At 42.2% G+C, this 25,950-nt stretch carries 19 protein-coding genes; 12 read left to right on the top strand and 7 right to left on the bottom strand.

Translation table 11 applies throughout. The annotated features are described in order from the left end of the window. Positions 1–21: 21 nt before the first annotated feature. Positions 22–165: a hypothetical protein gene (locus I595_RS17545; RefSeq protein WP_172675914.1), complete on the bottom strand. Its 144-nt coding sequence runs from the start codon at positions 163–165 to the stop codon at positions 22–24. On the opposite strand from I595_RS17545, the gene pdeM reads away from it, so the two are divergent. The 3 genes from pdeM to I595_RS08710 all read left to right on the top strand — a co-directional run bounded on the left by pdeM (position 151) and on the right by I595_RS08710 (position 5,789). Further along, a complete protein-coding gene (gene pdeM / locus I595_RS08720) occupies positions 151–747 on the top strand; it encodes a ligase-associated DNA damage response endonuclease PdeM (RefSeq protein ID WP_054559126.1) in 597 nt (198 codons plus the stop codon). The genes I595_RS17545 and pdeM overlap by 15 nt on opposite strands. A 54-nt stretch (positions 748–801) precedes the next feature. Continuing rightward, positions 802–4,173: a transcription-repair coupling factor gene (gene mfd / locus I595_RS08715; RefSeq protein ID WP_054559028.1), complete on the top strand. Its 3,372-nt coding sequence runs from the start codon at positions 802–804 to the stop codon at positions 4,171–4,173. A 293-nt stretch (positions 4,174–4,466) separates the two neighbouring features. Further along, positions 4,467–5,789 carry a hypothetical protein gene (locus tag I595_RS08710; protein WP_054559027.1) on the top strand — a complete coding sequence of 441 codons (1,323 nt, stop codon included), beginning with the start codon at positions 4,467–4,469 and terminating at the stop codon, positions 5,787–5,789. Positions 5,790–5,826: 37 nt separating this feature from the next. Here the strand turns inward: I595_RS08710 and I595_RS08705 are convergent, their stop codons facing one another. Then, positions 5,827–6,441 carry a flavin reductase family protein gene (locus tag I595_RS08705; RefSeq protein ID WP_054559026.1) on the bottom strand — a complete coding sequence of 205 codons (615 nt, stop codon included), beginning with the start codon at positions 6,439–6,441 and terminating at the stop codon, positions 5,827–5,829. Positions 6,442–6,518: 77 nt separating this feature from the next. On the opposite strand from I595_RS08705, the gene I595_RS08700 reads away from it, so the two are divergent. Next, positions 6,519–7,439: a hypothetical protein gene (locus tag I595_RS08700; protein WP_054559025.1), complete on the top strand. Its 921-nt coding sequence runs from the start codon at positions 6,519–6,521 to the stop codon at positions 7,437–7,439. On the opposite strand, the gene I595_RS08695 is transcribed toward I595_RS08700, so the two are convergent. Beyond that, positions 7,430–8,236 (bottom strand): helix-turn-helix domain-containing protein, encoded by an 807-nt coding sequence (locus I595_RS08695; protein WP_054559024.1) that lies wholly within the window; start codon positions 8,234–8,236, stop codon positions 7,430–7,432. The two genes, I595_RS08700 and I595_RS08695, sit on opposite strands and share 10 nt — an antisense overlap. Positions 8,237–8,431: 195 nt before the next feature. On the opposite strand from I595_RS08695, the gene I595_RS08690 reads away from it, so the two are divergent. After that, entirely contained in the window at positions 8,432–8,998 is a 567-nt protein-coding gene (locus tag I595_RS08690) for a TetR/AcrR family transcriptional regulator (protein WP_054559023.1), read from the top strand. Next, positions 8,995–10,038: an alkane 1-monooxygenase gene (locus tag I595_RS08685; RefSeq protein ID WP_054559022.1), complete on the top strand. Its 1,044-nt coding sequence runs from the start codon at positions 8,995–8,997 to the stop codon at positions 10,036–10,038. Before I595_RS08690 ends, I595_RS08685 begins: the two co-directional genes overlap by 4 nt. Before the next feature lie 309 nt (positions 10,039–10,347). On the opposite strand, the gene I595_RS08680 is transcribed toward I595_RS08685, so the two are convergent. From I595_RS08680 to I595_RS08670, 3 genes are read right to left on the bottom strand one after another with little or no spacing between them, the layout of a single operon-like run. Continuing rightward, a complete protein-coding gene (locus I595_RS08680) occupies positions 10,348–12,324 on the bottom strand; it encodes a DUF3352 domain-containing protein (RefSeq protein ID WP_054559021.1) in 1,977 nt (658 codons plus the stop codon). Between the two features lie 50 nt (positions 12,325–12,374). After that, positions 12,375–13,034 carry a hypothetical protein gene (locus tag I595_RS08675; protein WP_054559020.1) on the bottom strand — a complete coding sequence of 220 codons (660 nt, stop codon included), beginning with the start codon at positions 13,032–13,034 and terminating at the stop codon, positions 12,375–12,377. Positions 13,035–13,086: 52 nt separating this feature from the next. Then, on the bottom strand, positions 13,087–13,446 hold the full coding sequence (locus tag I595_RS08670; protein WP_054559019.1) for a YraN family protein: 360 nt from the start codon (positions 13,444–13,446) through the stop codon (positions 13,087–13,089). Between the two features lie 164 nt (positions 13,447–13,610). Here I595_RS08670 and I595_RS08665 point away from each other — a divergent pair, with 164 nt between their 5' ends. From I595_RS08665 to I595_RS08650, 4 genes are all read left to right on the top strand, one after another. After that, positions 13,611–15,080, top strand: coding sequence for a DUF1800 domain-containing protein (locus tag I595_RS08665; protein ID WP_054559018.1), 1,470 nt, complete (start codon positions 13,611–13,613; stop codon positions 15,078–15,080). Between the two features lie 9 nt (positions 15,081–15,089). Beyond that, positions 15,090–16,814 carry a DUF1501 domain-containing protein gene (locus tag I595_RS08660; protein ID WP_054559017.1) on the top strand — a complete coding sequence of 575 codons (1,725 nt, stop codon included), beginning with the start codon at positions 15,090–15,092 and terminating at the stop codon, positions 16,812–16,814. A 194-nt stretch (positions 16,815–17,008) separates the two neighbouring features. After that, positions 17,009–19,120 (top strand): methionine--tRNA ligase, encoded by a 2,112-nt coding sequence (metG, locus tag I595_RS08655; RefSeq protein ID WP_054559016.1) that lies wholly within the window; start codon positions 17,009–17,011, stop codon positions 19,118–19,120. A 12-nt stretch (positions 19,121–19,132) separates the two neighbouring features. Further along, entirely contained in the window at positions 19,133–21,283 is a 2,151-nt protein-coding gene (locus tag I595_RS08650) for a Tex family protein (RefSeq protein ID WP_054559015.1), read from the top strand. A gap of 120 nt (positions 21,284–21,403) precedes the next feature. Here the strand turns inward: I595_RS08650 and I595_RS08645 are convergent, their stop codons facing one another. Further along, positions 21,404–23,590, bottom strand: a complete 2,187-nt coding sequence (locus tag I595_RS08645) for an RHS repeat domain-containing protein (protein ID WP_054559014.1) — start codon at positions 23,588–23,590, stop codon at positions 21,404–21,406. Positions 23,591–23,933: 343 nt separating this feature from the next. Between I595_RS08645 and I595_RS08640 the strand changes: the two genes are divergently transcribed. Together I595_RS08640 and I595_RS08635 are read left to right on the top strand one after the other, a co-directional pair. After that, positions 23,934–24,971 (top strand): cellulase family glycosylhydrolase, encoded by a 1,038-nt coding sequence (locus tag I595_RS08640; protein ID WP_245628253.1) that lies wholly within the window; start codon positions 23,934–23,936, stop codon positions 24,969–24,971. A gap of 24 nt (positions 24,972–24,995) precedes the next feature. Beyond that, positions 24,996–25,898: a histone deacetylase family protein gene (locus I595_RS08635; RefSeq protein ID WP_054559124.1), complete on the top strand. Its 903-nt coding sequence runs from the start codon at positions 24,996–24,998 to the stop codon at positions 25,896–25,898. Positions 25,899–25,950: the final 52 nt, after the last annotated feature.

The raw sequence follows: 25,950 nt of genomic DNA, 5'->3' as shown, positions 1-25,950 counted from the left end.
ATCCTTAGCTAGTTTTCAGCATTACAGTTCGTGGGATTCCCTACCTGCCGACAGGCTAGTTCCTATCGTCAGAATGACAAAACCAAAACGTATCTTTGCCAATTCAAAAACAAGTCGCGCTTGACCATCCACATCAACCATCAAGAATTTATGCTCCACCCTCATGGTGGCATTTTTTGGGTTGAAAAATCAATGCTTTTAATAAGTGATGTCCATTTAGGAAAGGTGGCTCATTTTAGAAAATTCGGTGCAGCAGTGCCGCAAAAAGCAATTCATAAAAATTTCATTTTGCTAGATGAGATTGTCCATCATTTTCAACCGTTTCAGGTTTGTTTTTTGGGTGATTTATTTCACTCTTCCCTAAACAAGGAGTGGCAGTTGTTTGAAAATTGGGTTTCAAAAACACCCTCAGAAATAGTCTTGGTTGCGGGCAACCACGATATTATCGCCCCTGAAAAATTTGAAGTTTTGGATATTGAGATTATTCAAGAACTGGAAATTGATGGTTTCTTGTTGTCTCACCATCCGATGGAACGCAAAGGTTTTTTTAATTTCTGTGGCCATATCCATCCCGCGGTAAGGCTTCACGGCTCAGGGCGACAACGCCTTAAACTCCCCTGCTTTTTTAAAAAGCCAAGCCAATTGATTTTACCCGCATTTGGTGAGTTTACAGGAACTTTTGCATTGGAACCCAGCAAAATGGATGAAGTGTTTGTTCTTGTAGAGGACCAAGTTGTAAAAATTTAAACATCCATTGCCACGTACGGCACTACAGTATATCTTTGCAGCAAAAATTTAAGCTTGCCCAAAGCCATAATTGAAGAAGTTTTTAAACAATCTCCCAACCTCGGGAAATTGCGGGAAGCTATTGCCCAAAAACAGGGAAAGCATACAAATGAACCTCCCTATATCACCTTAAAAGGACTTTCTGGCTCATCGTTGTCCTTTGTAATTTCCGATGCGTTCCAAGAGTGTGAACGACCATTTTTGGTGCTGCTCACTGACAAAGAGGAAGCTGCCTATTACCTCAACGACCTGGAGCAGCTCATAGGACAGCAAAATGTGCTGTTTTACCCAGGGAGTTTCCGACGGCCTTACCAAATAGAAGAAACCGATAACGCCAATGTTTTGTTACGTGCCGAGGTATTGAATCGTATAAATTCTCGCAGAAAACCAGCTGTTGTAGTTACTTATCCTGATGCACTTTTTGAAAAAGTAGTTACCCGAAAAGAACTGGATAAAAATACCCTCAAAATAAAACTGGAAGATACGCTATCATTGGATTTTCTAAATGAAGTGCTCTTTGAGTACCAGTTTAAGCGTGTAGATTTTGTTACAGAACCTGGAGAGTTTTCAGTTCGTGGTGGTATTGTTGATGTCTTTTCCTTTTCCCATGATGAACCGTATCGTATCGAATTCTTTGGTGATGAAGTCGATAGCATTCGCACCTTTGATGTGGAAACCCAATTATCCACAGAGAAAGTCAAGAAAATCACCATCATACCTAATGTTGCCAATAAGTTGGTACATGAAACTCGTGAGAGTTTCTTAAAATATATCGCCTCAAATACAGTCATATTTACCAAAAATCTGGATTTGGTCTATGACCGACTTGATACCAATTTTGCAAAGGCGGAAGAGAACTTTGACAAACTAAGTGAGGATATCAAACACACTCAACCTGAAGAACTGTTTTTAAATTCCGCCCGTTTTAAAGAGCAACTTCAACAATTTTGCTTGGTTGAGCTTGGCAATGCGCCACATGACCCTTCGACTGCGCTCAGGGTGACATTTGATACCAAACCACAACCTTCATTCAATAAAAAGTTTGATTTATTGATTGAAAACCTCAACGAGAATCATGCTGCTGGTTTTAGCAACTATATCTTCTGTTCTACAGAACAGCAGGCCAAACGTTTTCATGATATTTTTGATGATGTTGCCAAGGAAGTTCATTATAAAACTTTAGTTTTTCCAATCTATCAAGGATTTGTAGCACCAGATTTAAAATTGGTCTGCTACACGGACCATCAAATCTTTGAACGCTATCATAAATTCCATTTGAAAAATGGCTATGCCAAAAAGCAGGCGATTACCCTTAACGAACTCAATAAATTGGAAATTGGGGATTATGTTACCCATATAGACCACGGTATTGGCAAGTTTGGCGGACTACAAAAAATAGATGTCGAAGGCAAAAAACAAGAGGCCATAAAATTAATGTACGGCGAACGGGACATTCTCTATGTCAGCATTCATTCCCTACATAAAATATCAAAGTTTAATGGTAAAGATGGCGCGCCACCAAAAATCTATAAACTTGGTTCTGGAGCTTGGAAGAAGGTAAAGGACAAAACCAAAAGCCGTGTCAAAAAAATTGCTTTTGATCTTATTAAAATCTACGCAAAGCGACGGCTCGAAAAAGGTTTTCAGTATGCGCCCGATAGCTATTTACAGCACGAACTGGAAGCCTCTTTTATTTATGAGGACACCCCAGACCAGGAAACATCCACCGCAGACGTTAAAAAGGACATGGAGAGCGAAAGGCCCATGGACCGTCTTATCTGTGGCGATGTAGGTTTTGGAAAAACCGAGGTTGCCATTCGTGCGGCCTTTAAAGCCGTGGATAATGGCAAACAAGTTGCCGTTTTGGTGCCTACGACCATTTTGGCCTTTCAGCACCACCGCACCTTTTCCGAGCGCTTAAAGGATATGCCGGTAACGGTGGACTACCTCAACCGTTTTAGGACGTCCAAAGAAAAACGGGAAACCTTGGACCGCCTTGCAGAGGGCAAAGTGGACATCATTATAGGCACCCATCAACTCGTGAACAAAAACGTAAAATTCAAGGATTTAGGCTTGTTGATTGTTGATGAGGAGCAAAAATTTGGTGTGGCCGTTAAAGATAAATTGAAGTCCATTAAGGAGAATGTGGATGTATTGACCTTAACAGCTACCCCTATTCCGAGGACCTTACAATTTAGTCTGATGGCTGCACGAGATTTATCGGTAATCACTACACCGCCTCCCAACCGCTACCCAATTGAAAGCCGCGTGATTCGGTTTAATGAAGAAATTATTCGTGATGCGGTTTCCTATGAGATTCAACGTGGGGGACAGGTGTTCTTCATCCACAACCGTATTGAAAATATTAAAGAGGTTGCCGGTATGATCCAACGTCTTGTGCCTGATGCCAAAGTGGGTATTGGCCATGGCCAAATGGACGGAAAGAAACTGGAAAGCCTAATGCTCTCTTTTATGAATGGGGAGTTTGATGTTTTGGTCTCCACCACTATTGTGGAAAGTGGATTGGACGTCACCAATGCGAACACCATTTTCATCCACAATGCCAATAATTTTGGCTTGAGCGATTTACACCAAATGCGTGGTCGCGTTGGGCGAAGCAACAAAAAGGCCTTTTGCTATTTTATCACGCCACCCTATGAGGTGATGACGACAGATGCCCGTAAACGCATTGAAGCGCTAGAGCAATTTACAGAATTGGGTAGCGGATTTAATATTGCCATGAAAGATTTGGAAATTCGTGGTGCTGGGGATTTGTTAGGTGGCGAGCAAAGTGGATTTATCAATGAAATTGGTTTTGAAACCTACCAGAAAATCTTGGCCGAAGCTATTGAAGAACTCAAAGAGAACGAGTTTAAGGAACTTTATGAAGAAGTGGAAGGCGACAAACCAAAAGTCTTTGTAAAGGAAACGCAATTGGATACCGATTTTGAACTGCTCTTCCCAGATGATTATATCAATAATATCACAGAGCGACTCAATTTATACACCCAACTCAATGCCGTGGAAGATGAAGCGGGATTACAACAATTTGAAGCTGAACTTGTAGACCGTTTTGGGGAACTGCCCACGCAGGCCGTGGACCTCTTCAACTCCGTTCGTATTAAATGGGCGGCGAATAGTATTGGATTGGAAAAAGTGATTCTCAAAAAGAACAAGTTTATAGGCTACTTCTTGGCCGACCAGCAATCGCCTTTTTACCAAACACCTGCCTTTACCAAGGTGCTGCAGTATGTACAAAGCCATCCACATCACTGCCAACTTAAAGAAAAACAGACCCGAAACGGATTACGATTGTTGTTGGTTTTAGATGGGGTTACTAGTGTGGAGAAGGCGTTAAAGGCGTTAGCTCCTTTTGCTAAAAATTAACAGGCCCAAAGCATACTGCACATAGCCAACCTACACTTCCCTCGTTTACTACAAAAAGGAATACATTCCCCTACTTTAAAGGTAGGAGAGCTAATGTCTTAAAAACAGATTGACCACGGATTAGGAATACGGTTAGACCCGCGCAAATAGTTCTAAGAATTAAAGCCTTTTTTTAAGCCATATTTCCCAAATTGTTAGAGCATGTAGTAAGTTGATCCTAATATTAAATGTACTTTTGATTTCCACTTGACGATTGCTTACAAGCAGCTATAGCGTATTTAAAGTCTAATTCCATGAACAAAGGATTCTATTTTATTTTGGTCAGCGTAAAAAAGCTTCGTGGAATGTTAGACCGGATGAAATGGTTACGTTCTGAGGTCATCAGCTTTGTTGTGTTCATAGCATTGACCATCGTTTCTATTCTTGAGCTTTTTGAGGTAATAAAAAACCAAGAGGTGACCATGATTGCCGTTGGAAAAGAAGTACTGCCATTTTTAGTGGGGCTCATCGGTGCATTTATTTCCTTTCTAAAGTTATTCTTTAGCTATCGATTAGATTTACACCTTACCCCAAATCCAAAAATCAGTACTGATGACCTTGTTTTGCCAATAGATTTTCAACTGGATGAATTTGAAATTGACTACCAAAAAAACACTCAGGCCATCATCTACAATCCAAAAGTAAACCTCTTGTTGAACGATGCCAAAAATACCATTGTATTGCAAGAAGATTCTTTTGACATTCATCCAGTGGCCAGAAAAAATCTCATCTATCTGTTCAGAAAAATGCCCGATTTTAGCTCAGAAACGTTTGACCAAACAAAAGTTAGGCTAACGCAAGAGCTTACAGAAAGTTTATTACGGTCTACCAAATCCATCAACGTGCAAAAAACGTCTTACTACAGGGATAGGCTTTCCAACTCACTGGCCAATTATAAATTGGTACAAAACCGACATGTAATCTTAAACCTTCGGGATGAGTTTTTAAACCCACAAAACAATGAGGTTTTACCTCTAAACGAATCTAAATTATCTAACCAACTTGGGGCCAGTACACTCTTAGTTACGGGTGATAAGAAAATAGTTTTTTTAATGCAGGGCAAAGGCACCAACGAGAACAAGAAAAGATGGGCGCCATCAGGCTCTGGTTCTTTTGACTTTGTGCGCCCTACATCTGGACAATTATTCACTGATTATTGTTTGGAACAAGCCAAAAGGGAGCTGCGTGAAGAATCAAACATCGAAGAAAAGGACATTAAAAAAATAGCTATTTGCGGTTTTGGAAGATATATTTATAGAAATGGGAAACCAGAGATATTTTGCTTGGCCACAACAGATAGAGAATCTAGCGAGATAAAAATTCGGCTCAAGGAATGGGATTACCAGGACAAGTCAAAAATCAATGCTCTAGAACTTCCTGAAACCCAAAACAAAACTAATTTGTTATTAGGTCTAAAAGGAGCTATGGACCATTTAAACCAAATTACATCAAGAGTACCTTCCGGAAATAGGGAGGAAGAAAGTGTTAGTGGACCGCTATATTGGAATGTTAAATTTGCTTATGAATATGTACAATCCTTGAGTGAAGAAAGTCTTGCTTCGTTTTTTGATTGGTAAGTTTTAATGTTAAAACTACGGTAAGCAGCTCTAAATATCAAGGCTTCTCATACCCATACTTTCCCAAATGCTCTGGCTTGTAGTAATTGTACAATCCAGCGACAGCAGCGGTATCCAAATCTTCCAACACCACATCACCATCCTCTAAAATCGCTTCTTCAGGTAGAATCAGATGCTCTACTTTACCAATCACTAGGCGGGTTCCGTTGCATTGCATCAAATGCTCTTCTTGAAAGGAAAGTCCTATTTTAATACGGCTTTCCTCCACAAAAGGAGCGTGAAATTCTTTTTGATAAAATTCGGTCAATCCCACAGCATCAAATTCCGAAACATCCCGACCATACTTTGCGGAGGTTTTATGCGCTTGTTGATGAATTTTTGTAGTGATTTGATTGATGGTATAAACTCCTGTCTCTTTTATATTTTCATAGGTATGACGCTCCACCGTAGTGGGTCTTAAAATAAAGCCTAGATAAGGTGGATTGGCACCAATGTGCATCACACTATTAAAAACGGCCAAATTGGTCTGTCCTACTTTTGATTTTGTACCGATTAGGTTTGCCGGCTTAAAACCAGACACCTTGTTCATTAAATTGCCCCGATAACGGCTGGGCAGTTGCATAATATCATCAAAAGTGAAGTGTTTGCTCATGGTACGGTCTAATTATTTAGCAAGGCGAAAATATTAACTCTACGGTCTATTGTGCCAAATATTGGCTAACTTTAACAATGACGCTACTGAAAACTGGGTTAAACGCCTTAAATGATTTGTTTTTATCTCCTAAAGCAAAAAAACGCTTGGAACGCATTGTTCTGGTTTTGGCCATCTTCAGTTTTATTGTCCACCTGATCTTTATCTATTTTACGCCTTGGTTTCCCTTTCTAAATACGGACAGTTCCTTGTTAGGCAATCCCATAGCTGCGGTATACACGCCATTTTCCTTTATTCTGGTATATGAGGTTTACCTGTTAATCTATTATTTGCCCCGTTCCATTACCACATACATCAGCAAGCAATATGAGATTATTAGCCTTATCATTATTCGGAGGCTTTTTAAGGATATGGCCAATCTAAAACTGAGCAGCGACTGGTTTAGCATAAAGGGCGATCTGCAGTTTACCTATGATATCTTGGCCAGTGTGATCTTGTTTTATGTATTGTTCTGGTTTTATAAGCTCAACAGAAGCCGAAAACAGCTCAACTCCGAGAGCAATGAAACAAGCCCGCAGCTGAACCGCTTTATCCGATTTAAAAAAACCATTGCGGTGGGCCTAGTGCCCTTACTGCTGGGCATGGTCATCTTTAGCTTTGGCAAATGGGGCTACTTGGAATTTACAGACGCCGATAATAGCCTTAAAGAGCTAAAGAACATCAACAACATTTTCTTTGACGAATTTTTCTCTGTCCTTATCATTGTGGACGTGCTGCTTTTGCTGGTCTCCTTTTTCTACACGGACAAATACCACCAAGTGATACGGAATTCCGGTTTTGTTATTTCCACCATTCTAATCCGATTATCGTTTTCCGTGGACGGATTGGTGAATACCGTATTGATTGTTTTTGCCGTCTTGTTTGGGCTTGCAATTTTGGCGATACACAACGCCTATGAACGAAATTTTGAAACTAGCAAGGCCAAAGGTCAAAGCTGAGCTTTGACCAAAGAGGCTACCTTGTATAGGAACAAAATTTCAAGGATAATAACGGGCATCAGTAGCAAATAAGCCAATGGTGCCAATAAAATCAACAGTAAACAAGCTGCCAATACCAGTTCAAGGACACCCAACGCCAAGGCCAAACCACCGATGATTTTCCTAGACTGTAATACGGAAATGCCAAAAATAATTCCCGTGGCTCCAAAGCCTATGGCACCTACCAGTAAAACAACTTCAATATCTATCTTCTCGCTAAATACGGATGCAATGTCAAACGCATAATATCCTAGCAACACAAGGAACATTAACATGGCGGCAATCTTCATTACATGGTTTTTTAAGACGTTGCCCGCGATAAGAAACCCATACAAAACCAGTCCATTGAACACCATAATGAGCGCTTTAATGGCCACATGCCCTGCTTGTCCAAAGACAAAGGTATCTTCATACATCTGGTAATAATCCGTAAAACCTTTAAAAATGGAAAGCACAAAAAAGACAATACCGGCCATCCAAGCCATCGTCAATAAACTGTGGATGGACTTTGCCTCCGCAGATGGGATGGGGGCAAGGGTATGTGTTGCTTCCCTTTTTTCTGCTTGCAGGCTTTCATAGTCATAATCCAAGGCAGATAAAATCATCTTTACCGTATAGCTTCTTGGCGATACCTCGCCATTCTCAATGCGCTGTAAGGTCCTTACGTTGATGTTGCACTGTTCTACCAACTCTTCTTGGGTATACCCTTTTTGCTTTCTTAATTCCGTGATTTTTAATCCTAATTCTGGCTGTTTCATAACATTTAACTTTTAAAACTGGAAGCAATGTTAGCATCAAGATAAAACAAGCCCAAGGGATTTCATTGGATTTCACCCGACATTTAAGCGGCATTTTAGAAAACGTATTTTTTTAAAAGTATTACTGTTGGTATCGGAATCATCAAAAACCTATATTTGACTATTATTCGTTTTTAGTCAGAAAGTCAGAATTACATGAGAGATAAATTGTTGGAAGCGGCAGGTTTTACCTTTAGCAAATTTGGGTACTATAAAACATCCATGGAAGATATTGCCGAAAAAGCCCAGAAATCCAAAGGATCGCTCTATTACCATTTTGGAAGCAAAGAACTGTTGTTTGAGGCCGTGGTGTTTGAAGAACTGAAAAGACTTACCAATGCGCTTAAGCCCATTTTTGACAAAACTGACTTGGATAGCAGGCAAGTACTAAAACTATATATGCTCAAACGTATGGAGGTACTGCGCAATGCGCCTAACTATCAAGAAACCCTACGCCCAAGTTTTTACGAGCATTATACCTTTTTAGATCAAATAAAAACGCAAATAACGGAATGGGAGGTAATGCAAATCAGTAAACTTTTAAAACAGGGCCTAATGAAGGAAGAACTTGAGCTTCCAGGTGACATCACCGTATACGCCCAAGTTTTGGTAATGCTACTACAAGGGCTGGAACCCAACTTTTACCTTAAGGGGGAATATGACCGGCTGGAATCGTATTTTGACAACCTCATCCAAATCATCACTAAAGGAATATCAAAATGAAGACCATACAACGCCTAAAGTACATGTTTGTTTATACCATACCACTAACCGTGCTCTTTGCTTTTAACTTAGAAGGTTATTGGACCTTCATTACCTTGGTTGTTTTTTTTGGTTTAGTCCCTTTACTGGAATTGTTGCTTCCGCCCGACCGTGCCAACTTTGATAAAAAAATAGCTGACGACGAAAAAAATCAAAAAGTGTATGATTACATTCTCTACGCAACCTTACCCATTCAAATCGGGTTTTTAATCTATTTCTTTTATATCATCGGGGAGACGCCTTATGGCACAATGGAATATATTGGCCGTATTACCGCAATGGGCTTTATGTGCGGCGTTGTGGGTATCAATGTAGGCCATGAACTGGGACATCGCCATACTAGGTGGGAACAATTGATGGGAGAAATATTATTGCTCACGTCCTTAAACACCCACTTTTTGCCCTATCACAACGCAGGTCATCATAGAAACGTAGCCACTCCGGAAGATTCGGCGACCGCTAGAAAAAATGAATTGCTTTTTGTCTATTGGTTCCGTTCACACTTTGGGAGCTATATTGAAGCCTGGCGTTTAGAAAACCAAAGGCTACGGGCCAGCAGTAGGCATTGGTTCTCTCTTCAAAATCGTATGGTGGTCTATTCCATCGCCAATATTGCCCTGTTAGTTCTTATCTATTCTCTTTTTGGAACCAAGGTATTGATTGCATTTTTGGGTGCAGCAGCATTCGGAATACTACTTTTAGAAACTGTAAATTATATTGAACACTACGGTCTGCTGCGTAAAAAGAACGAACAGGGTAGATATGCCCCCGTTCGGCACAATCATTCTTGGAACTCAGACCATCCAATAGGCAGAACCCTTTTATTTAATCTCTCAAGACACTCTGACCATCATTACAATGGTAGCAAAAAATACCAGGTTTTGAAATCACACGAAAAGAGTCCGCAAATGCCTACAGGCTATCCGGGCATGATGCTCTTGGCGGTAATGCAACCGCTTTGGTTTTGGGTGATGAACAAGAAATTAAAGGAGTTTAGGTAGTTTCTTAAAGTTTACACTATACGTCTGTACCTTTTTTATAATTGGAGCCACGCAACCTTATGATAGGTCAAATTTATTTCCTGTGGTGTACCCGTAGTAAGATAAAGCCATTTGCGGTACGCTAATCATAGTTATCTAAGCATGCATCGGCGCCATCTTACCGCAGCATCATGGCGTAATGACATTATACCGTTTTATTCAAAAAATAGCAGTGCTAGCGGGCAAAGCATACAGCGAATAGCGAATAGCGAATAGCGAATAGCGAATAGCGAATAGCGAATAGCGAATAGCGAATAGCGAATAGCAAAACTAGAACTTCTTCTTTAGCATTTGATTTCCCTCCTCATCAAAATAGCGCCAAGTACCTACTTGTTGGTCTTCTTTAAAACGACCTGTGATTTTCTTTTTTCCATTGGGATGGTAGGCACTATAACGACCATGTTTCCTTCCGTTCTTTAAGTCCACTTTAAAGCGGATGTTGCCGTTCCCATAGTTGCTGACGAACACTTTGGCCGTTAAATCATTTGGATATATTGGAGGTAGATTAAAAACTGTTTCGGTTATTTCGTTGGCTCCGCCTGTTTTGGATACCGTAGCCTCTGGCTTTTCTGCCACATACTTTTTCTTGACCTGGGCTACATCTTCATAACCAACCACCAATCGGCTCCGGAACAGATCGTCCTCAGGGGTAAGCTGAAACCCTACTTGCGGAAAGCAAATGATAAAATCTTTGTTTTGGCGCAAACTGGACTTTGTTGCTTTATCGGCCATGGTATAAAAAGTATCATAAAGCAATGGCGTGTTTGCGTAGGCGTGGAGACTGGTTTCTTTTTCCAACCGCCTGTCAAAACTTAAAAAATCGGGGTCTGTTGCCAGGGTACTGCCATCTTGATACCCATTAATGATGGTCTTAATGGTATTGGGGCTGTCACTAAAAACAACATATGCCCCAATGATTGTAAAATAAGGTTTGTCAAACTCTTTGAACCTACTGCCCAAAACCATTTTAAAGAAGCCTTTAATGGACAAAAAGTGAATCTCATGCCCTTTATAGCTCACCGCCTTAAACTTTACCGGGGTCTTCTTTCTAATCTGCCTTAGCAATACATCCAAGTTTTCTTTGGCCTGGTCAACATCATTGGTTTTAAGTACCAATGCCAAGTCATTCTCTTTGTTGGATAAGCTAGATTTAATCTGCAATATGGCAATTTCGTCCCCGACCCAGCTTACAAAGTTATCTTGGACATTGATGTTTAAAAATTTTTCCACCTTTTTAATCCCGGCTTCATACCCTCTAAATTCGGCTGAGTTATTCGCCTTTTGTACCGTCATAAAATTTTGGTAAAACTCGCTAAAACTATCAAAGCCATAGCTGAGATACAGTGCCGTGCTCTTAGGTGCAATGCTAGGTATGGTACGCTTGGCCTTACCTGACCGCTGTAGTGCCTCTAAGTAGTTCTCATTCTTGTAGTCTATGTTGGTAAAGCCATTTGCGGTTAAGGTGCTTTGCGCATCCATATCAAAACTAAAACCGGAAAACAAAAAATTGTTGCCCATCGCATCTACCCAATCTGTGGGTGTATCCGTAAACTGGTAGTAATAGGAATTAAATTGACTGTAATTTACATAGAGCCTAAAAAGGTTTTCATAGCCTACCTGTTGGTTGATTTCAATAAAATTATGGTCCCTGCCCAAAACTGGTTCTTGGTGCTGGTCTATGGAAGCTTCTACCAAACTGTGCGTAAATGAGGCTATCAACTGGTTTTTGATAAAGGCCAGATACATGGTTTCTTTACTGCTCCTGTCATACACCTCTAAAATTTCGTGCTCATGATAGTTGCGTTTGCTCAGCACATAGCCCTCATCCAATAGCGTGTCCAAATAGGTTTTTAGCAGTTTTAGCTTGGCAATCCGTTTTAAATCCAGCACATAAAAAATACCATAGTCCTTTTTAGAAATGGTATGTATGGAAATAAAGAGCGAACGATCATCAAAAAACTCAAAAAGCGTTCGTTTGGAATTGAAGATGGTATCTACTTGTTGGATGTTCTCCGTAAGTTCAGCAAAATAGGTGTTGTTCTTAAGGTGTTGCCAGGCCCTACTTTCACTGATCTTGGACCAACTGGCAACTGGCCTATCGGACTCCATGACAAAAACCGCATCATCGGGAATCAAATAAATGGACTGTAAATTGGTTTTGGGAGAGATAACAAAGAGGTAGAGCAAATAGAAAAGATAGCAGGTAAAAACGGCAAGTGCACCAAAAAGGATTTTTCTTTTTGTCATAACCACAATAGATTCACCCTAGTAAACGAAAAATAAGCCGCTTTCGTTTATTACAGGGTCTTTAAATCCTTAATGGTTTTAAAGGCGACATCCACTTGGTCATCGTTTACCAAAATGGTAAACTCATTGGTGGTAGAAATCACCTCATAAAGTATGATGCCCTCCCAGGCCAATCGCTGAAAGATAAAATAATAAATTCCGGGCACGGATACGTTCTCCGCTGGTAGTTTTACCGTTACGGAAGACAGGTTTTCCGCTTTTTGGGTACAACGCTCGTTTACAAACAGTTCTTCCACCGTCTTATCAAGGGTATTGCTTACCACTATATTTATTTCATTTACCCCGCGGGAAGAAGTGTAGAAAATATCCTGATTTTTATTGACCTCTTCCAACAATTTCGCCTGGTTGGCCAATATGGTTTCTGAGGACAGAAAGGTGTAGTCACTAAGGTTGGAGCGCACCGTAATCTCCCCTATATTCTTTAGGACCTTTACAATTTTATGGGTTGCGCGGAACTCCAGATCATCGGACAATCGTTTTAGGGCCATCACTATGGCACCATTGCGGATATCCTTGCCCAGCTCCTCCTCTATTTCTGGCTTTACCATTCTGGAGAGGGACGTTAAATTAATAATCCCTTGGGCCAATGCGCTTTGTAAAAAGGGTTTCTTTTTAATGTAGTTTTCCACTACGGCAGAAATCGTCTTCATTGGACATACTTTTGCCGTAAAAATAACTAATTGTTACAAATAACACAAATAGTTAAAAATGATAGAATGCATCTTCCAAGTGCTCCAGTTGAAATTGTGTTCCTTTTTGCAGCACGGTCACAATATCAAAACGTACCTCCAGATCCAAATTATTCTCCATTACGTACTGGTTTGCCGTAGCCACCAAAAGTTTAATTTTTTTAGGGTTTACGGTTTCAGATAAATCCTCCAGAAAAGCGTTGGTTCTGGACTTTACCTCCACTATGGCCAAAATGTTTTCTTTTTGGGCAATAATGTCAATTTCACCTTTTAAATATCGGTAGTTTTTGTATTTAATAGTGTACCCTTTCTTTTGGAGGTATGCAATGGCTTTCTCCTCTCCAAGCTTCCCCAACTCATTATGTTTTCCCATAGTTTCTTAAAATATTGAAAATTAAATGCATTTCGTCGAAAAATTTGGTGTTTCATCCGAAAAGTGACGTTTACATTGTAATTTACCAGCTCAAATGAACCACACCTACCAAAAGCACATAGTGAATGTTAAGACTATGATACTTTTAAATTCCCAAATCTATTATGCAACCATTCGTTAATTGTAATACGGGTTCCCTAGCTCCGTATACCACTCCATTAGACGCTTCAAAAGTACGGCATTTGTACCGCAGACTGGGCTTTAGCGCCTCTGTTGATGTCATCAACCAAGGTGTTGGCCAATCTGCCAATGCATTGGTAGACACCTTGGTAGGCCAAGCGGTAAATGCCCCGGTGATTCCACCACCAGCATGGTCCGAGTGGACCAATGCCAATTATCCAGAGGATGATGATCTACGGCGCCAATTACGGCGTGCCCAAAGGGAAGAATTATATACCGCCTATGGGAATGCGTTACTCAACAATAATCTACGGGACCGGATGAGTTTCTTCTGGAGCAACCATTTTGTGACCGAATATGGGGTTTACGACTGTAACTCCTTTTTGTATGAATATGTAAACTGTTTGCAGCGCAATGCCTTGGGCAACTTTAAGACCTTTGTAAGCGAAATTGGCCTTACCAGTGCCATGCTCCGCTATCTGGACGGTGCCTTTAACAATCGTAACAGACCCAATGAAAACTATGCACGTGAGCTATACGAACTCTTTACCCTAGGTGAAGGCGTGGGCTATACGGAAGAGGACATTATTGAGGCAGCAAGGGCCCTCACCGGTTATGTGAACAGGGGAGAAGTTGGCTGTACCAAGATTACCTTTAATCCTGAAAGACATGATACCGACCCCAAGACCATTATGGGGCAAACAGGCAACTGGGGTTATGAGGACGTCATCGATATTTTATTTGATCAACGTGCAGATCAGATTGCATTTTACATCAGTAAAAAATTATACATGTTCTTTGTACACCCTGATGCGTTGGCCGCCGAGGCACAACCCATCATCAACGGTATGGCCGCAACATTTTTGGCCAATAATTTTGAAATTGCACCGGTACTGGCAGAACTGTTAAAAAGTGAGCACTTTTTTGATGATACCGCCATTGGGGTCATCATCAAAAGTCCGTTGGACCTTTATCTCAATTTTATTAAGGAAAGTAATTTTGCCTACACGGACGGTACCGTGGTAAACGCCATAGACGCAGCTTCCATGATTGGCCAGGAAGTTTTTGACCCAGTGGATGTTGCTGGCTGGCAACGGGACCGCCAATGGATAAACACCAACTACATTATAGGTAGATGGTTGACCATGGAGGTGTTCTTAGAGCAATTTTTCGCTGCCAATACGGAACAGTTTAGGCAGTTGGGCATCGCGGCCGCCGGTGCTGCGGAAAGCGACCCTAATGTGGTGGCCCGGGCCATTATTGACAAATTCCTACCTAAAGGCCTACTCACAGACGCGGATTATGAGAGGGCCATTGTAGTATTTAGAGAGCCCTACGAAGACAACAATATTTATGAAACCGGTAGCTGGAACATGATGTTGGAAGACACCCCGTCCCAAGTATACCTATTGCTGTTACATCTGGTAAGAGAACCTGAATTTCAACTCAAATAACCTACAATTATGTGCGATACCCATAACCATCACGATAAAGATCCTTTTAAAGGCCTAGAACATGAAGGCCATGATCTAGAACACAAACAATGGAGCAGAAGGTCTTTTTTACAGGCCCTTGGCATTGCCGGCTCCGGCTCCATGCTATTGGGAAGCAATATGCTCTCCGCCTCTGGCCCATCACCGCTAACCTCTGCCATTGCAGCTGCGGAAACGGACAATATCCTTATTTTAATCCGTCTTAACGGAGGTAATGACGGTTTAAGCACGGTAATACCCATTCAACAATACGATACCTACGCCAACCAAAGACCCAACATTTACATCCCTGAAAGTAAAATCCTAAAATTAACGGATGACTTTGGCATTCCTACCTATATGGACGCCCTTGAGCCTTTATGGGGCAATGGCCAGTTTAAAGCCGTACATGGGGTTGGTTACCAAAACCAAAGCCTTTCCCACTTTACAGGTTCTGACATCTATGCCAACACAGATTTGACCTCAACCGGGTTCACCGGGCTTAACACAGGCTGGATGGGAAGACATTTTGAAGATCTCTACCCTGATTATTTGATTAATCCACCAGAGGCACCGGCAGCGGTGCAGATTGGAAATATTTCTAACCTTGTTTTCCAAGGCGAAGAGACCAATTATGCCTTTGTGACCAATAACATTGACCAGTTAGAGGAAATTGCGGCCACTGGCCAATTTTATGACATTGCCAACGCCCCTTTTGATGACTGTATGTACGGCGACCAACTGCGCTTTTTACGAGGTGTGGCCAATACCACTTATGAATACGCAGGGAAAATCAATGAGGCCTATGAGCGCGGACAAAACCAGGTAGAATACCAGGACAATGGCTTTGCCCGTCAATTGGCATTATTGGCTAGATTGATCAAAGGAAATTTGGGAACCAAAGTCTACATGATTTCCATGGGCGGATTTGACACCCATGGAAATCAACCAGAGGCGCACCAACGTCTTATGTCCAATCTTTCCATAGCAGTGAACAACTTCTATGAAGATTTGGCCTTTACACAGCAGGATGAAAAAGTTTTGAGTATGACCTTCTCTGAATTCGGAAGACGGATTTTTGAGAATGGATCTAACGGGACGGACCACGGCAAGGCAGCCCCAACCCTTTTCTTTGGCTCAGGATTAAACGGAAGCGCCTTTGTGGGGGAACACCCCTCTTTAGATGCCCCAAATGGACGTGGCAACCTGGAATACACCATGGACTTTAGGAACCTGTATGCCACGGTTTTGGGAGAATGGCTCTGCGTACCCATGGACAAGGTTGTGGAACACTTGTATTTTGATACCAGCGCCCCGTATACGCCAGTAGATTTAGGATTTAATTGTAGCGGCGTGGATTTTGATGATATTGCCTATGATAACGATCCACCTACTTTACCAGATACCCCACCACGGGACGAAGAAGGTGAAGTGGCTAGCGAGGAAATGGGCTTTGAAGTGGTACATAAGCCCTATTATCCATCGGAACGTAACCCGCATATCTATTTGGAAATGCCGTTTAGCGCCCATGTGGATATTCAATTATTCAATATTCTGGGACAGAACGTCGGTACCGTGTTTAACGAAATGATGTTGGAAGGTACCGCGGAAATAAACATCAGGGAACGTGTTCGTGGAAGCCTGTCCACCGGTAAGTACATCTACCGCATACAGGTGGGTGACCAGAAAATGAGCAAATCCGTAATGATCATGTAACACCATAAAATACCCCAATGGAAACCTCCGTTGGCGCAGCCCCCACCCCAATTTTGGGACGCGCTAATTGGAGGTTTTTTATATCCAATACCCCTTAGTGGAACCTTAAGCTTTACCGGTCCTATTTATCCCTTATGGTCATGGACGGTTAACAGACTATTTCTTGTATTTTTGAGGCCTCAATAAGCACACCTATGTCTCAAGAAGCAACGTTTAAAAGAAAGCCTTTGGCCCGCAGGTACACCTTAACCGCAGCACTGCCATACACCAACGGGCCAATCCATATAGGCCATTTGGCCGGTGTTTACGTCCCTGCGGACATTTATGCGCGTTACCAGCGATTACAGGGTAATGACGTGGCTTTTATTTGCGGAAGTGATGAACATGGTTTTGCCATCCCCATGAAGGCAAAAAAAGAGGGGGTCTCCCCACAAGATATCATTGACAAGTATCACGGAATCATTAAAAAATCCTTTCAGGAATTTGGCATTTCATTTGACAATTACTCGCGAACCTCTGCGAAAGTGCATCATGAAACCGCATCAGAATTCTTTAAAAAACTTTACCAACAAGGTGACTTTATGGAAGAGGTCACTGAACAATTGTACGATGCCGAGGCAGACCAGTTTTTGGCAGACAGGTTTGTAACGGGAACCTGTCCCAAATGCAGTTTTGAAGCAGCATACGGGGACCAGTGTGAAAATTGCGGATCATCATTGAACGCTACAGACCTCATCAATCCAACATCAACGATAACCGGAGGCGTACCCACGTTAAAAAGTACCAAACATTGGTTTTTACCGCTAGACCGCTATGAGGGTTTTTTGAAAGAATGGATCATTAAAGGCCATAAAAACGACTGGAAACCCAACGTCTACGGCCAATGCAAATCTTGGATAGATGAAGGGCTACGGCCAAGGGCCGTGACCCGCGATCTGGATTGGGGGATCCCCGTGCCGGTTGACGGTGGTGAAGGCAAAGTCTTATATGTCTGGTTTGATGCCCCTATCGGGTACATCTCTTCCACAAAAGAATGGGCAGAACGGGAAGGCAAGGATTGGGAACCTTACTGGAAGGATAGCGATACCAAAATGCTACATTTTATTGGCAAGGACAATATCGTTTTTCACTGTATCATCTTTCCATGCATGTTAAAAGCGCACGGAGATTACATTTTACCAGAAAACGTACCAGCCAATGAATTCCTGAACCTGGAAGGCAACAAATTATCCACTTCAAAGAATTGGGCGGTTTGGCTGCATGAGTATTTGTTGGATTTTCCGGATATGCAAGACGTATTGCGTTACACTTTAACGGCCAATGCACCCGAAACCAAGGATAATGATTTTACTTGGAAGGATTTTCAGGCGAGAAACAATAACGAGTTGGTCGCCATTTTTGGCAATTTCATAAACAGGGTAACCGTGCTTACCCACAAGTATTATGATGGCGTGGTTCCGGAGCCTTCAATATTCAATGCAACGGACACCGCTACTTTGGAAGCTTTAAGAACCTATCCACAGACCCTAACGGACTCGTTGGAACGCTACCGCTTTAGGGAAGCCAGCCAAGAATTGTTGAACTTGGCCCGTTTGGGCAATAAATATTTGGCCGATGAAGAACCGTGGAAGACCATTAAAACAGAAGAAGAGCGCACCAAAACCGTGATGTTCGTCGCTTTACAAATAGCCACTGCGTTAGCAGTTTTGAGCGAGCCTTTTCTACCATTTACTTCCAATAAGTTAAAACACATTCTAAATGTCAGTTCGAGTGATTCGCCAGAAGCGAATCGTATCGAGAACACTTGGAACGATGTTTCCCAAAAAGAAACGTTACTCCATTCAGGCCATAACATTGATAAAAGCGAACTATTGTTCCGTAAGATAGAAGACAAAGAAATAGAAGCACAACTGGCAAAATTGGAAGCCACCAAAAAACGTAACGAGCAGATGGACAAAGAAGTGACTCCACAAAAAGAAACCATCACATTTGAAGATTTCTCTAAATTGGATATGCGTGTAGGTACTATTATTGAAGCGGAAAAAATGCCGAAAGCTAACAAGCTTTTGGTGCTTAAGGTAGATACGGGCCTTGATGTCCGAACCATTGTTTCCGGCATCGCCGAAAGCTTTACGCCAGCAGAAATTGTAGGGAAACAAGTAACCGTGCTTGTAAATCTAGCCCCAAGAAAGCTGCGCGGTGTTGAAAGTGAGGGCATGATTTTGATGACAGAAAATGAAGCGGGGAAATTGGTATTTGTGAACCCGGATGAGAATGGGGTTGGTAATGGAGGGACGATAAGTTAAAGTGCTCTGCCAATGACCCTCATCCCCTACATCACCCAACATACCCAACTCCCGCAAAAAAGTGTTGAAAATACGGTTGCCCTTTTAAACGAAGACTGTACAGTGCCCTTTATTTCGCGCTACCGAAAAGAACGCACAGGAGATTTGGATGAAGTGCAAATTGGCGCTATTGTAAAATTCAAGGCTGAGTTTGAAACCTTGGAAAAACGCAAAAAAGCAATTATCAAGGCCGTTGGTGAACAAGGACTATTGACAGCGGAACTTAAAACGAAGTTTGAAAATTGCGCTGATATGACCAGCTTGGAAGATGTTTACCTTCCCTATAAAAAAAACAAGAAGACCAAAGCGGAGACCGCCCGAAATAACGGGTTGGAACCCTTGGCAAAAATCATCATGGCACAACGGGCAGATGACATTGAGTTTATCGCTTCAAAATATTTGAATCATCCTATTGAAAACGAAGATGATGCCTTGGAAGGGGCCCGCCACATCATTGCCGAATGGATCAATGAACGTAGTAGTATTCGAAATCAATTACGCAGACAACTGGAGCGTTACGCAATGATTAGCACAAAGGTGGTAAAAGCTAAAAAAGAAGCTACTTCCAATCAGCAAGGGACCAGCGAAAAAGCTCAAAAATATAGGGATTATTTTGACTTTAGCGAACCGCTAAACCAGTGCCCTTCGCATCGGTTTTTAGCCATACAACGTGCGGAGGCAGAAGGGTATGTTAGAGTCAAAATCGAAATTGATGATGAGCGCGCCCTGGAAAACATACAGCGCAAACTCATTACATCAAATAACGCATGTGCAGGACAAATTGCCTTAGCCATAAAAGATGCTTACAAAAGACTTTTACTGCCCGCATTATCCAATGAAGTTTTAAAGGCTGCCAAGGAAAAAGCAGATGATACCGCCATACAGGTATTTGCGAAAAACCTAAGGCAACTATTGCTTGGTGCACCATTGGGGGAAAAGCGTATTTTGGCCATTGACCCCGGATTTAGAACGGGTTGTAAAGTGGTTTGTTTAGATGCTCAGGGCGATTTAAAACATAACGAAACCATTTATCCGCATGCCCCACAGAACAAATCTGCAGAAGCCATCAAAAAAATAAGTTCCCTTGCAGACGCTTATAAAATTGAGGCCATAGCCATTGGCAATGGAACGGCATCAAGAGAAACCGAACGGCTCATTAAACGAATCGCTTTTAAAAATCCCCCTGAGGTTTTTGTGGTCAGTGAGGCCGGTGCTTCCGTTTACTCAGCATCAAAAATAGCACGAGAAGAATTTCCCAATTACGATGTAACCGTAAGAGGTGCTGTTTCCATTGGCAGACGCCTAGCGGACCCTTTGGCAGAACTGGTGAAAATTGACCCAAAGTCCATTGGCGTAGGGCAATATCAGCACGATGTGGACCAAGCCAAATTAAAAACTTCACTAGATACCGTAGTAGCAAGCTGTGTAAATGCTGTTGGGGTAAACATTAATACGGCAAGTATTCCCCTGCTGAGCTACGTTTCTGGCATTGGCCCCAAACTGGCAGAACATATGGTTGCGCACCGCAATGAACACGGCGCCTTTAAAAACAGGGAATCCATAAAAAAAGTAGCCCGACTTGGCAGTAAAGCTTTTGAGCAAGCTGCCGGTTTTCTAAGAATCAAAGATGGGGAAAATCCCTTGGACGATTCCGCTGTCCACCCAGAAAGCTACCCCATAGTCCTACAAATGGCAACAGATCAAAAGACTACCGTAAACCAATTATTGAACAATACAGCCCTTTTAAAAAATATCGACCTAAAAAAATATACTACCGATACAATCGGGATACCTACGCTGAAAGACATATTAAGGGAACTGGAAAAACCTGGTCTAGACAGCAGGGAAAGAGCAAAAGTCTTCACCTTTGACCAAAACATCAGCACGATCACAGACCTTAGACCCGGACAACTGTTGCCTGGCATCGTGAACAACATTACCAATTTTGGTTGTTTTGTGGATATTGGCATAAAGGAGAGCGGGCTTATCCATATTTCTAATTTGGCCGATGGTTTCGTAAGCGATGTCAACGCCCATGTGCGTTTGCAACAACAGCTTATTGTAAAGGTTCTGGAAGTGGATACCACCAGAAAACGGATACAGTTAAAGCTGCACCAATCCTGATTTGCCAAAATGTATAAAAGCTTACGCAGTGGCGGATTCCTGCTTTCACAACCTTAAATCAAAAAAATCCCCGGACGCAGGTCCAGGGATTTGCTTTTTACACTAAAATAACCAATTACCTTATTGTAAAAATAAAGTCGCTTTAGGAATCAAATCTGCTGCCGTTTGCAAAGCACCCTTCTTTGAGGTTCTATGGAGCAAAGGGGTTTGGGTTGGCAATACCGTACGTCCTTGCTTACCGGCCTGATGGGTCGTAGGCATCTTTATCCTTCTGCCCAAGGCTTTTCCAACAGGAGTTTTTCCACTGTTGGTATAGTCAATGGTATCATATAGCACGCCATTGTCATCATAGAACTCCCCACGTACCAACTGGCCGTTTTCATAGTAATAAATATTGGTGAACCCGTCTACCAAGACCTGAACCACCCTAGACAAAAAGCCATTGGAATCGTATTCCCAAGTTTCATTGAACCAAGGGCTACCATCACCAAACAACACCTCAACAGTGGCAGTTCTTCCAAGGGAGTCATAGGTATAATTATTGATTTGGAAAGGTACATTTTGGCTATCAAAATAAGTGATGGTGGCAATAAAACCATTTTGGTCAAATTCAGCCTCGGTATAAAAATCCAAAACACCATCAAAGTAAAACTCCTGGGTCCTAAATTCAATACCACTGGGCCCATACTCATTGGTTTCTTTATAGGCCAATATGCCATTGGCATCATATTGATAGGATATGTTGACAAATGAGCCATCTGCAAAATACTCGCTGCTAAAAGACAATAACCCATTGTTAAAATCCTCTGAGGTAGTGGCGATTCCCTCTTGGTAGTTCTGCGTACTTTCACGGCCATTGGTGGCAGCGTATGAGACGGACACCAAGAGCTCATTACCGTCATACGTTCTGGTGCGCGTTGCCGTATAGGGTTCGCCATTACTTGGGTTTACTTCTTCATTAGTGCTATAACCTACCAATTTTTGGTCTCCATCATAGGTAAAAACGTCCGTGACCAAGGACTCGGTAACGAAAGTTTCTAGTACGCCACCGCTTATGATATCGTCTTGAAAAACCCGATCATAGTCAATTCTGCTGACCTTACCAGAAGCATCATATTCATACCTAAAATTCCGGGTAGAAACAAACTGAAAACTATTGTTGGCGTCAAGAGTCTGTAGGTCAAAAAACACGCGCCTAGCGGTAGCGATCACTCCATTTTCATAGGTAAAGCTCCAGGAGATGGTAAAATCCCTATCTGGATTGTCAGCGGCCAAATCCCTATAGTATTCCAAAGGTCTGTTTTCATCATCATGGGCGGTAAACTGATTGGTATTGAAGGCAAAACCATTGGCGTCCACAAAACCTAAGGAGGCTAACTGATCGTCTTGGTTATAGGTAAATGAAATGGCATTGGTAAACTGGGCAAAACGTGGTGTGGCACCCACTAATGAATTGGAAGCAAACTCCGTGATTTGCCCAGTTTCCGGAAGACCGTTTGCTAAAAAGGAGCTAAAGTCCATGGTGTAAAAAACCTTGCCGGAATATCTTGAGATGATGTCCAGTGCCACCAAATTGCCCTGACCATCAAAAGTGGTTCTATACATGGCAACAGAGGAGGTATAATTGGCGTCCCAGGTTTCAAAATATGTCTTTAACGCGGGCAACAAATGGGTTATGACCAAATTTTCCGGAGCCTCATACGTAATGCCCAATGAACTGGCCATGGCGTTGGCCGCCTGGGCTGGGTAAACCACCTGAAGTTCCAAACTGGAATTTTGGGCAACGTTTAAAACAATATCTGCCAATACCGCTTCTATTGGCGCATTAAAATCTATTGAGGTTACGCCCAAGTTAGTTACTGCATCCATGGTGATCTTAATGCCATTGGACTCATCCCCATCCGCATCCAAGGTTTGTAAAAAAGCCGCGATGTTCTGGGCAAGCCTAGATGCTATAGTGGCATTGGCATCCACATTTTGTGCCAAGGTAATTGGGGTAATCAGTGCCTGCCCCATGGCTTTACCAAGTATAATGTTTCCCACTTTAAAGGTAATCTCCTCCCCACTGACATAGGTAAACTCACCATTGGTATTGGTAATGCCAGATTGGGTAGCGGTCTCAAAGGATAGGCCCTCTACCTCAGCATCCTTAAAAACACCTGTCAACACCTCTGGTCCGGACGGTTCTTCCGTGATTGGTTCTTCTTCTTGACTGGTATCCGGATCTACTACAGGGGTTTCATCCTTACCACAACTTAATAGTACTACAAACAGGCAACAACAGGCCCAAATCATTTTGGTTTTCATTTTTATATAGTTTTAATGGTTTACATACAGCATTACCTTGGCCGGTAGCCATCTACCGCCAGTACAAGTGAACATTAGGGGAGGGGGGAGTATTTAGGTGGCAATGTAGCGCCATTGCACAACGGAGACAATACCCATTCATAGGTAATTACAGCGTTGGGATAAAAAACATTCCCAATTTGTTTTAGGGTATGCCACTAATGGACCACTATGTAAAAAGAATCGTCATATATTCCTTTTTAATGGCCCGCTTAGATGGGAAAAGCTAGCTGTTTCCTAAAAATTGATGGCGCTCTTCAAATTTTAAACCAGAGAGAACGTTATCCCATAAAACTAAGTAGCCATGTCATATAGGTTAAAGCGCTGTGCGCACATTGTCCTTTTATTGATGCTAGTGGGGTGTGGGGCAAACGATGATGAAATTAATGAGGCAATCAGCAACCAATCCCTGGGGTATATGGTGCAAGACGGACAATTGCTAAAAAATGGGAAGCCCTTTGCCCCAAAGGGCGTAAATGCGCTGAATACCTTTGGTATAGACAACAGCGGCCTCATGGCGACTTGGAACATAGGGATAGTCCGGGAATTCATTGGTAATTTAAGGGAACAGCCTATTGAGGGCCCTGCCATACAAGATAGTAGAGGAGTCTTTTTACATTCACTTAATAACATCGTAAAACAACATCGCAGTGAGGGAAGAACCGTAATTCTCTGTCCGTTCGGATGGGTGGACAACAGTGGTGAGCGCCAATTATTTACGGGACTTAACCCATCCGAGCAGGATTTCTTTGAAGCGTACAAGATAAAAATGGCCGCCATTGCTGACTACTTTAAAGGTCAAGACGATGTTTGGCTGCAAGTATGGAACGAACCCTACAGTTTTGGCAATGGCAATAACTACTCCCACCAGCTTTGGTACAAAGACCATGTGGAAATGATCAACAATCTTAGAAATGTGGAGGGGTTTGATAATATCATCCTAATTGCCGGAAATGAACAAGGTCAAGGAGAGCAGGTGTTGTTAGAAAAAGGCAAGGATTTGTTGGAGCATGATTCCCAAATAGTATTTGATCTGCATGCCTATGGCAAATGGCATGAAAACGCGACCCAAGCCAGTATCACAAGACGTTTAACGGCCTTACAAGATGCGGAACTTCCCATTATTTTTGGGGAGGTTGGCGTAATTACCGAAGGGGCACCATTAAGCAATGCCACAAATTTTTTAGAGGCTTGCAAGGTAAATCGTGTAGGTGCGTTGGCCTGGCTCTGGAACAAAAACACCATGGACCAAAATGCACTACTTACCAATGACGGCCTTCCCAATGATACCAACAACAATGACTGGGGAACTACCTTTAAGACATTTCTGCTCTCGGATTAAGTGAAATCCCCTATCTTGGCTGGCATGCTAAAAATTGCCTTTCACCCCATTTACAAGCATCCATTGCCCGCAGGACATCGGTTTCCCATGTTAAAATATGACCTTCTACCACAGCAACTTCTGTATGAAGGCACCTGTAATGTGGATAATTTTTTTGAGCCGCAAATACCTAGTGAAGAACCCATATTGGCCGTGCATAAGGAATCTTATTTTCATGAACTGAAAAATCTGCAGCTAAAACCTAGCTTGGCCCGTAAAATAGGGTTTCCCTTATCCAAAGCATTGGTAGAGCGCGAACAAATCATAGCAGATGGCACGGTAAGCGGCTGCACATTTGCCCTAGAGCACGGTATTGCCATGAATATTGCCGGAGGAACACACCACGCCTTTACAGACCGTGGGGAAGCTTTCTGCATGCTCAATGACCAAGCCATTGGCGCGCGTTATTTGCTAGAGAAAGAATTGGTCAAAAGCATCTTGATTGTTGATTTGGATGTACACCAAGGCAATGGAACAGCAGAGATTTTTAGGAACGAACCATCCGTTTTTACCTTTTCCATGCACGGGGCGGCCAACTATCCTTTTAAAAAAGAAACTTCGGATTTGGACATTCCCTTAGAAAAAGGTACCAACGACAACACCTACCTTACCATTTTAAAAGAAACCCTTCCCCGATTGATGAACAAGGTACAACCTGATTTTATTTTCTATCTCTGTGGGGTTGATGTGTTGTCCACGGATAAATTGGGAACGCTTGCAATGAGTATGGAGGGCTGCTATCAACGTGACCGTTTTGTACTACAATGCTGCAAAGACGCAAAACTCCCAGTGCAATGTAGTATGGGCGGTGGGTATAGTCCTGATATCAAGACTATTGTAGAGGCGCATGCCAACACCTTTAGGTTGGCCCAAGAAATATTCTTTTGATTCACAAACAGATGTTAAAGCAATTGCACAATATCCCGTTTTATTGTAAATT

This window comes from Croceitalea dokdonensis DOKDO 023 (genome assembly GCF_001306415.1).
Taxonomy (GTDB): domain Bacteria; phylum Bacteroidota; class Bacteroidia; order Flavobacteriales; family Flavobacteriaceae; genus Croceitalea; species Croceitalea dokdonensis.
The sequence above is the reverse complement of the archived record's forward strand: the minus strand, read 5'-3'. Positions and strand labels throughout refer to the sequence as shown.

Coding starts and splice junctions, on each gene's coding strand:
- pdeM (WP_054559126.1), top strand. CDS start 151: ATGCTCCACCCTCATGGTGGCATTTTTTGGGTTGAAAAATCAATGCTT.
- I595_RS17545 (WP_172675914.1), bottom strand. CDS start 165: ATGAGGGTGGAGCATAAATTCTTGATGGTTGATGTGGATGGTCAAGCG.
- I595_RS08710 (WP_054559027.1), top strand. CDS start 4,467: ATGAACAAAGGATTCTATTTTATTTTGGTCAGCGTAAAAAAGCTTCGT.
- I595_RS08705 (WP_054559026.1), bottom strand. CDS start 6,441: ATGAGCAAACACTTCACTTTTGATGATATTATGCAACTGCCCAGCCGT.
- I595_RS08700 (WP_054559025.1), top strand. CDS start 6,519: ATGACGCTACTGAAAACTGGGTTAAACGCCTTAAATGATTTGTTTTTA.
- I595_RS08695 (WP_054559024.1), bottom strand. CDS start 8,236: ATGAAACAGCCAGAATTAGGATTAAAAATCACGGAATTAAGAAAGCAA.
- I595_RS08690 (WP_054559023.1), top strand. CDS start 8,432: ATGAGAGATAAATTGTTGGAAGCGGCAGGTTTTACCTTTAGCAAATTT.
- I595_RS08685 (WP_054559022.1), top strand. CDS start 8,995: ATGAAGACCATACAACGCCTAAAGTACATGTTTGTTTATACCATACCA.
- I595_RS08680 (WP_054559021.1), bottom strand. CDS start 12,324: ATGACAAAAAGAAAAATCCTTTTTGGTGCACTTGCCGTTTTTACCTGC.
- I595_RS08675 (WP_054559020.1), bottom strand. CDS start 13,034: ATGAAGACGATTTCTGCCGTAGTGGAAAACTACATTAAAAAGAAACCC.
- I595_RS08670 (WP_054559019.1), bottom strand. CDS start 13,446: ATGGGAAAACATAATGAGTTGGGGAAGCTTGGAGAGGAGAAAGCCATT.
- I595_RS08665 (WP_054559018.1), top strand. CDS start 13,611: ATGCAACCATTCGTTAATTGTAATACGGGTTCCCTAGCTCCGTATACC.
- I595_RS08660 (WP_054559017.1), top strand. CDS start 15,090: ATGTGCGATACCCATAACCATCACGATAAAGATCCTTTTAAAGGCCTA.
- metG (WP_054559016.1), top strand. CDS start 17,009: ATGTCTCAAGAAGCAACGTTTAAAAGAAAGCCTTTGGCCCGCAGGTAC.
- I595_RS08650 (WP_054559015.1), top strand. CDS start 19,133: ATGACCCTCATCCCCTACATCACCCAACATACCCAACTCCCGCAAAAA.
- I595_RS08645 (WP_054559014.1), bottom strand. CDS start 23,590: ATGAAAACCAAAATGATTTGGGCCTGTTGTTGCCTGTTTGTAGTACTA.
- I595_RS08640 (WP_245628253.1), top strand. CDS start 23,934: ATGTCATATAGGTTAAAGCGCTGTGCGCACATTGTCCTTTTATTGATG.
- I595_RS08635 (WP_054559124.1), top strand. CDS start 24,996: ATGCTAAAAATTGCCTTTCACCCCATTTACAAGCATCCATTGCCCGCA.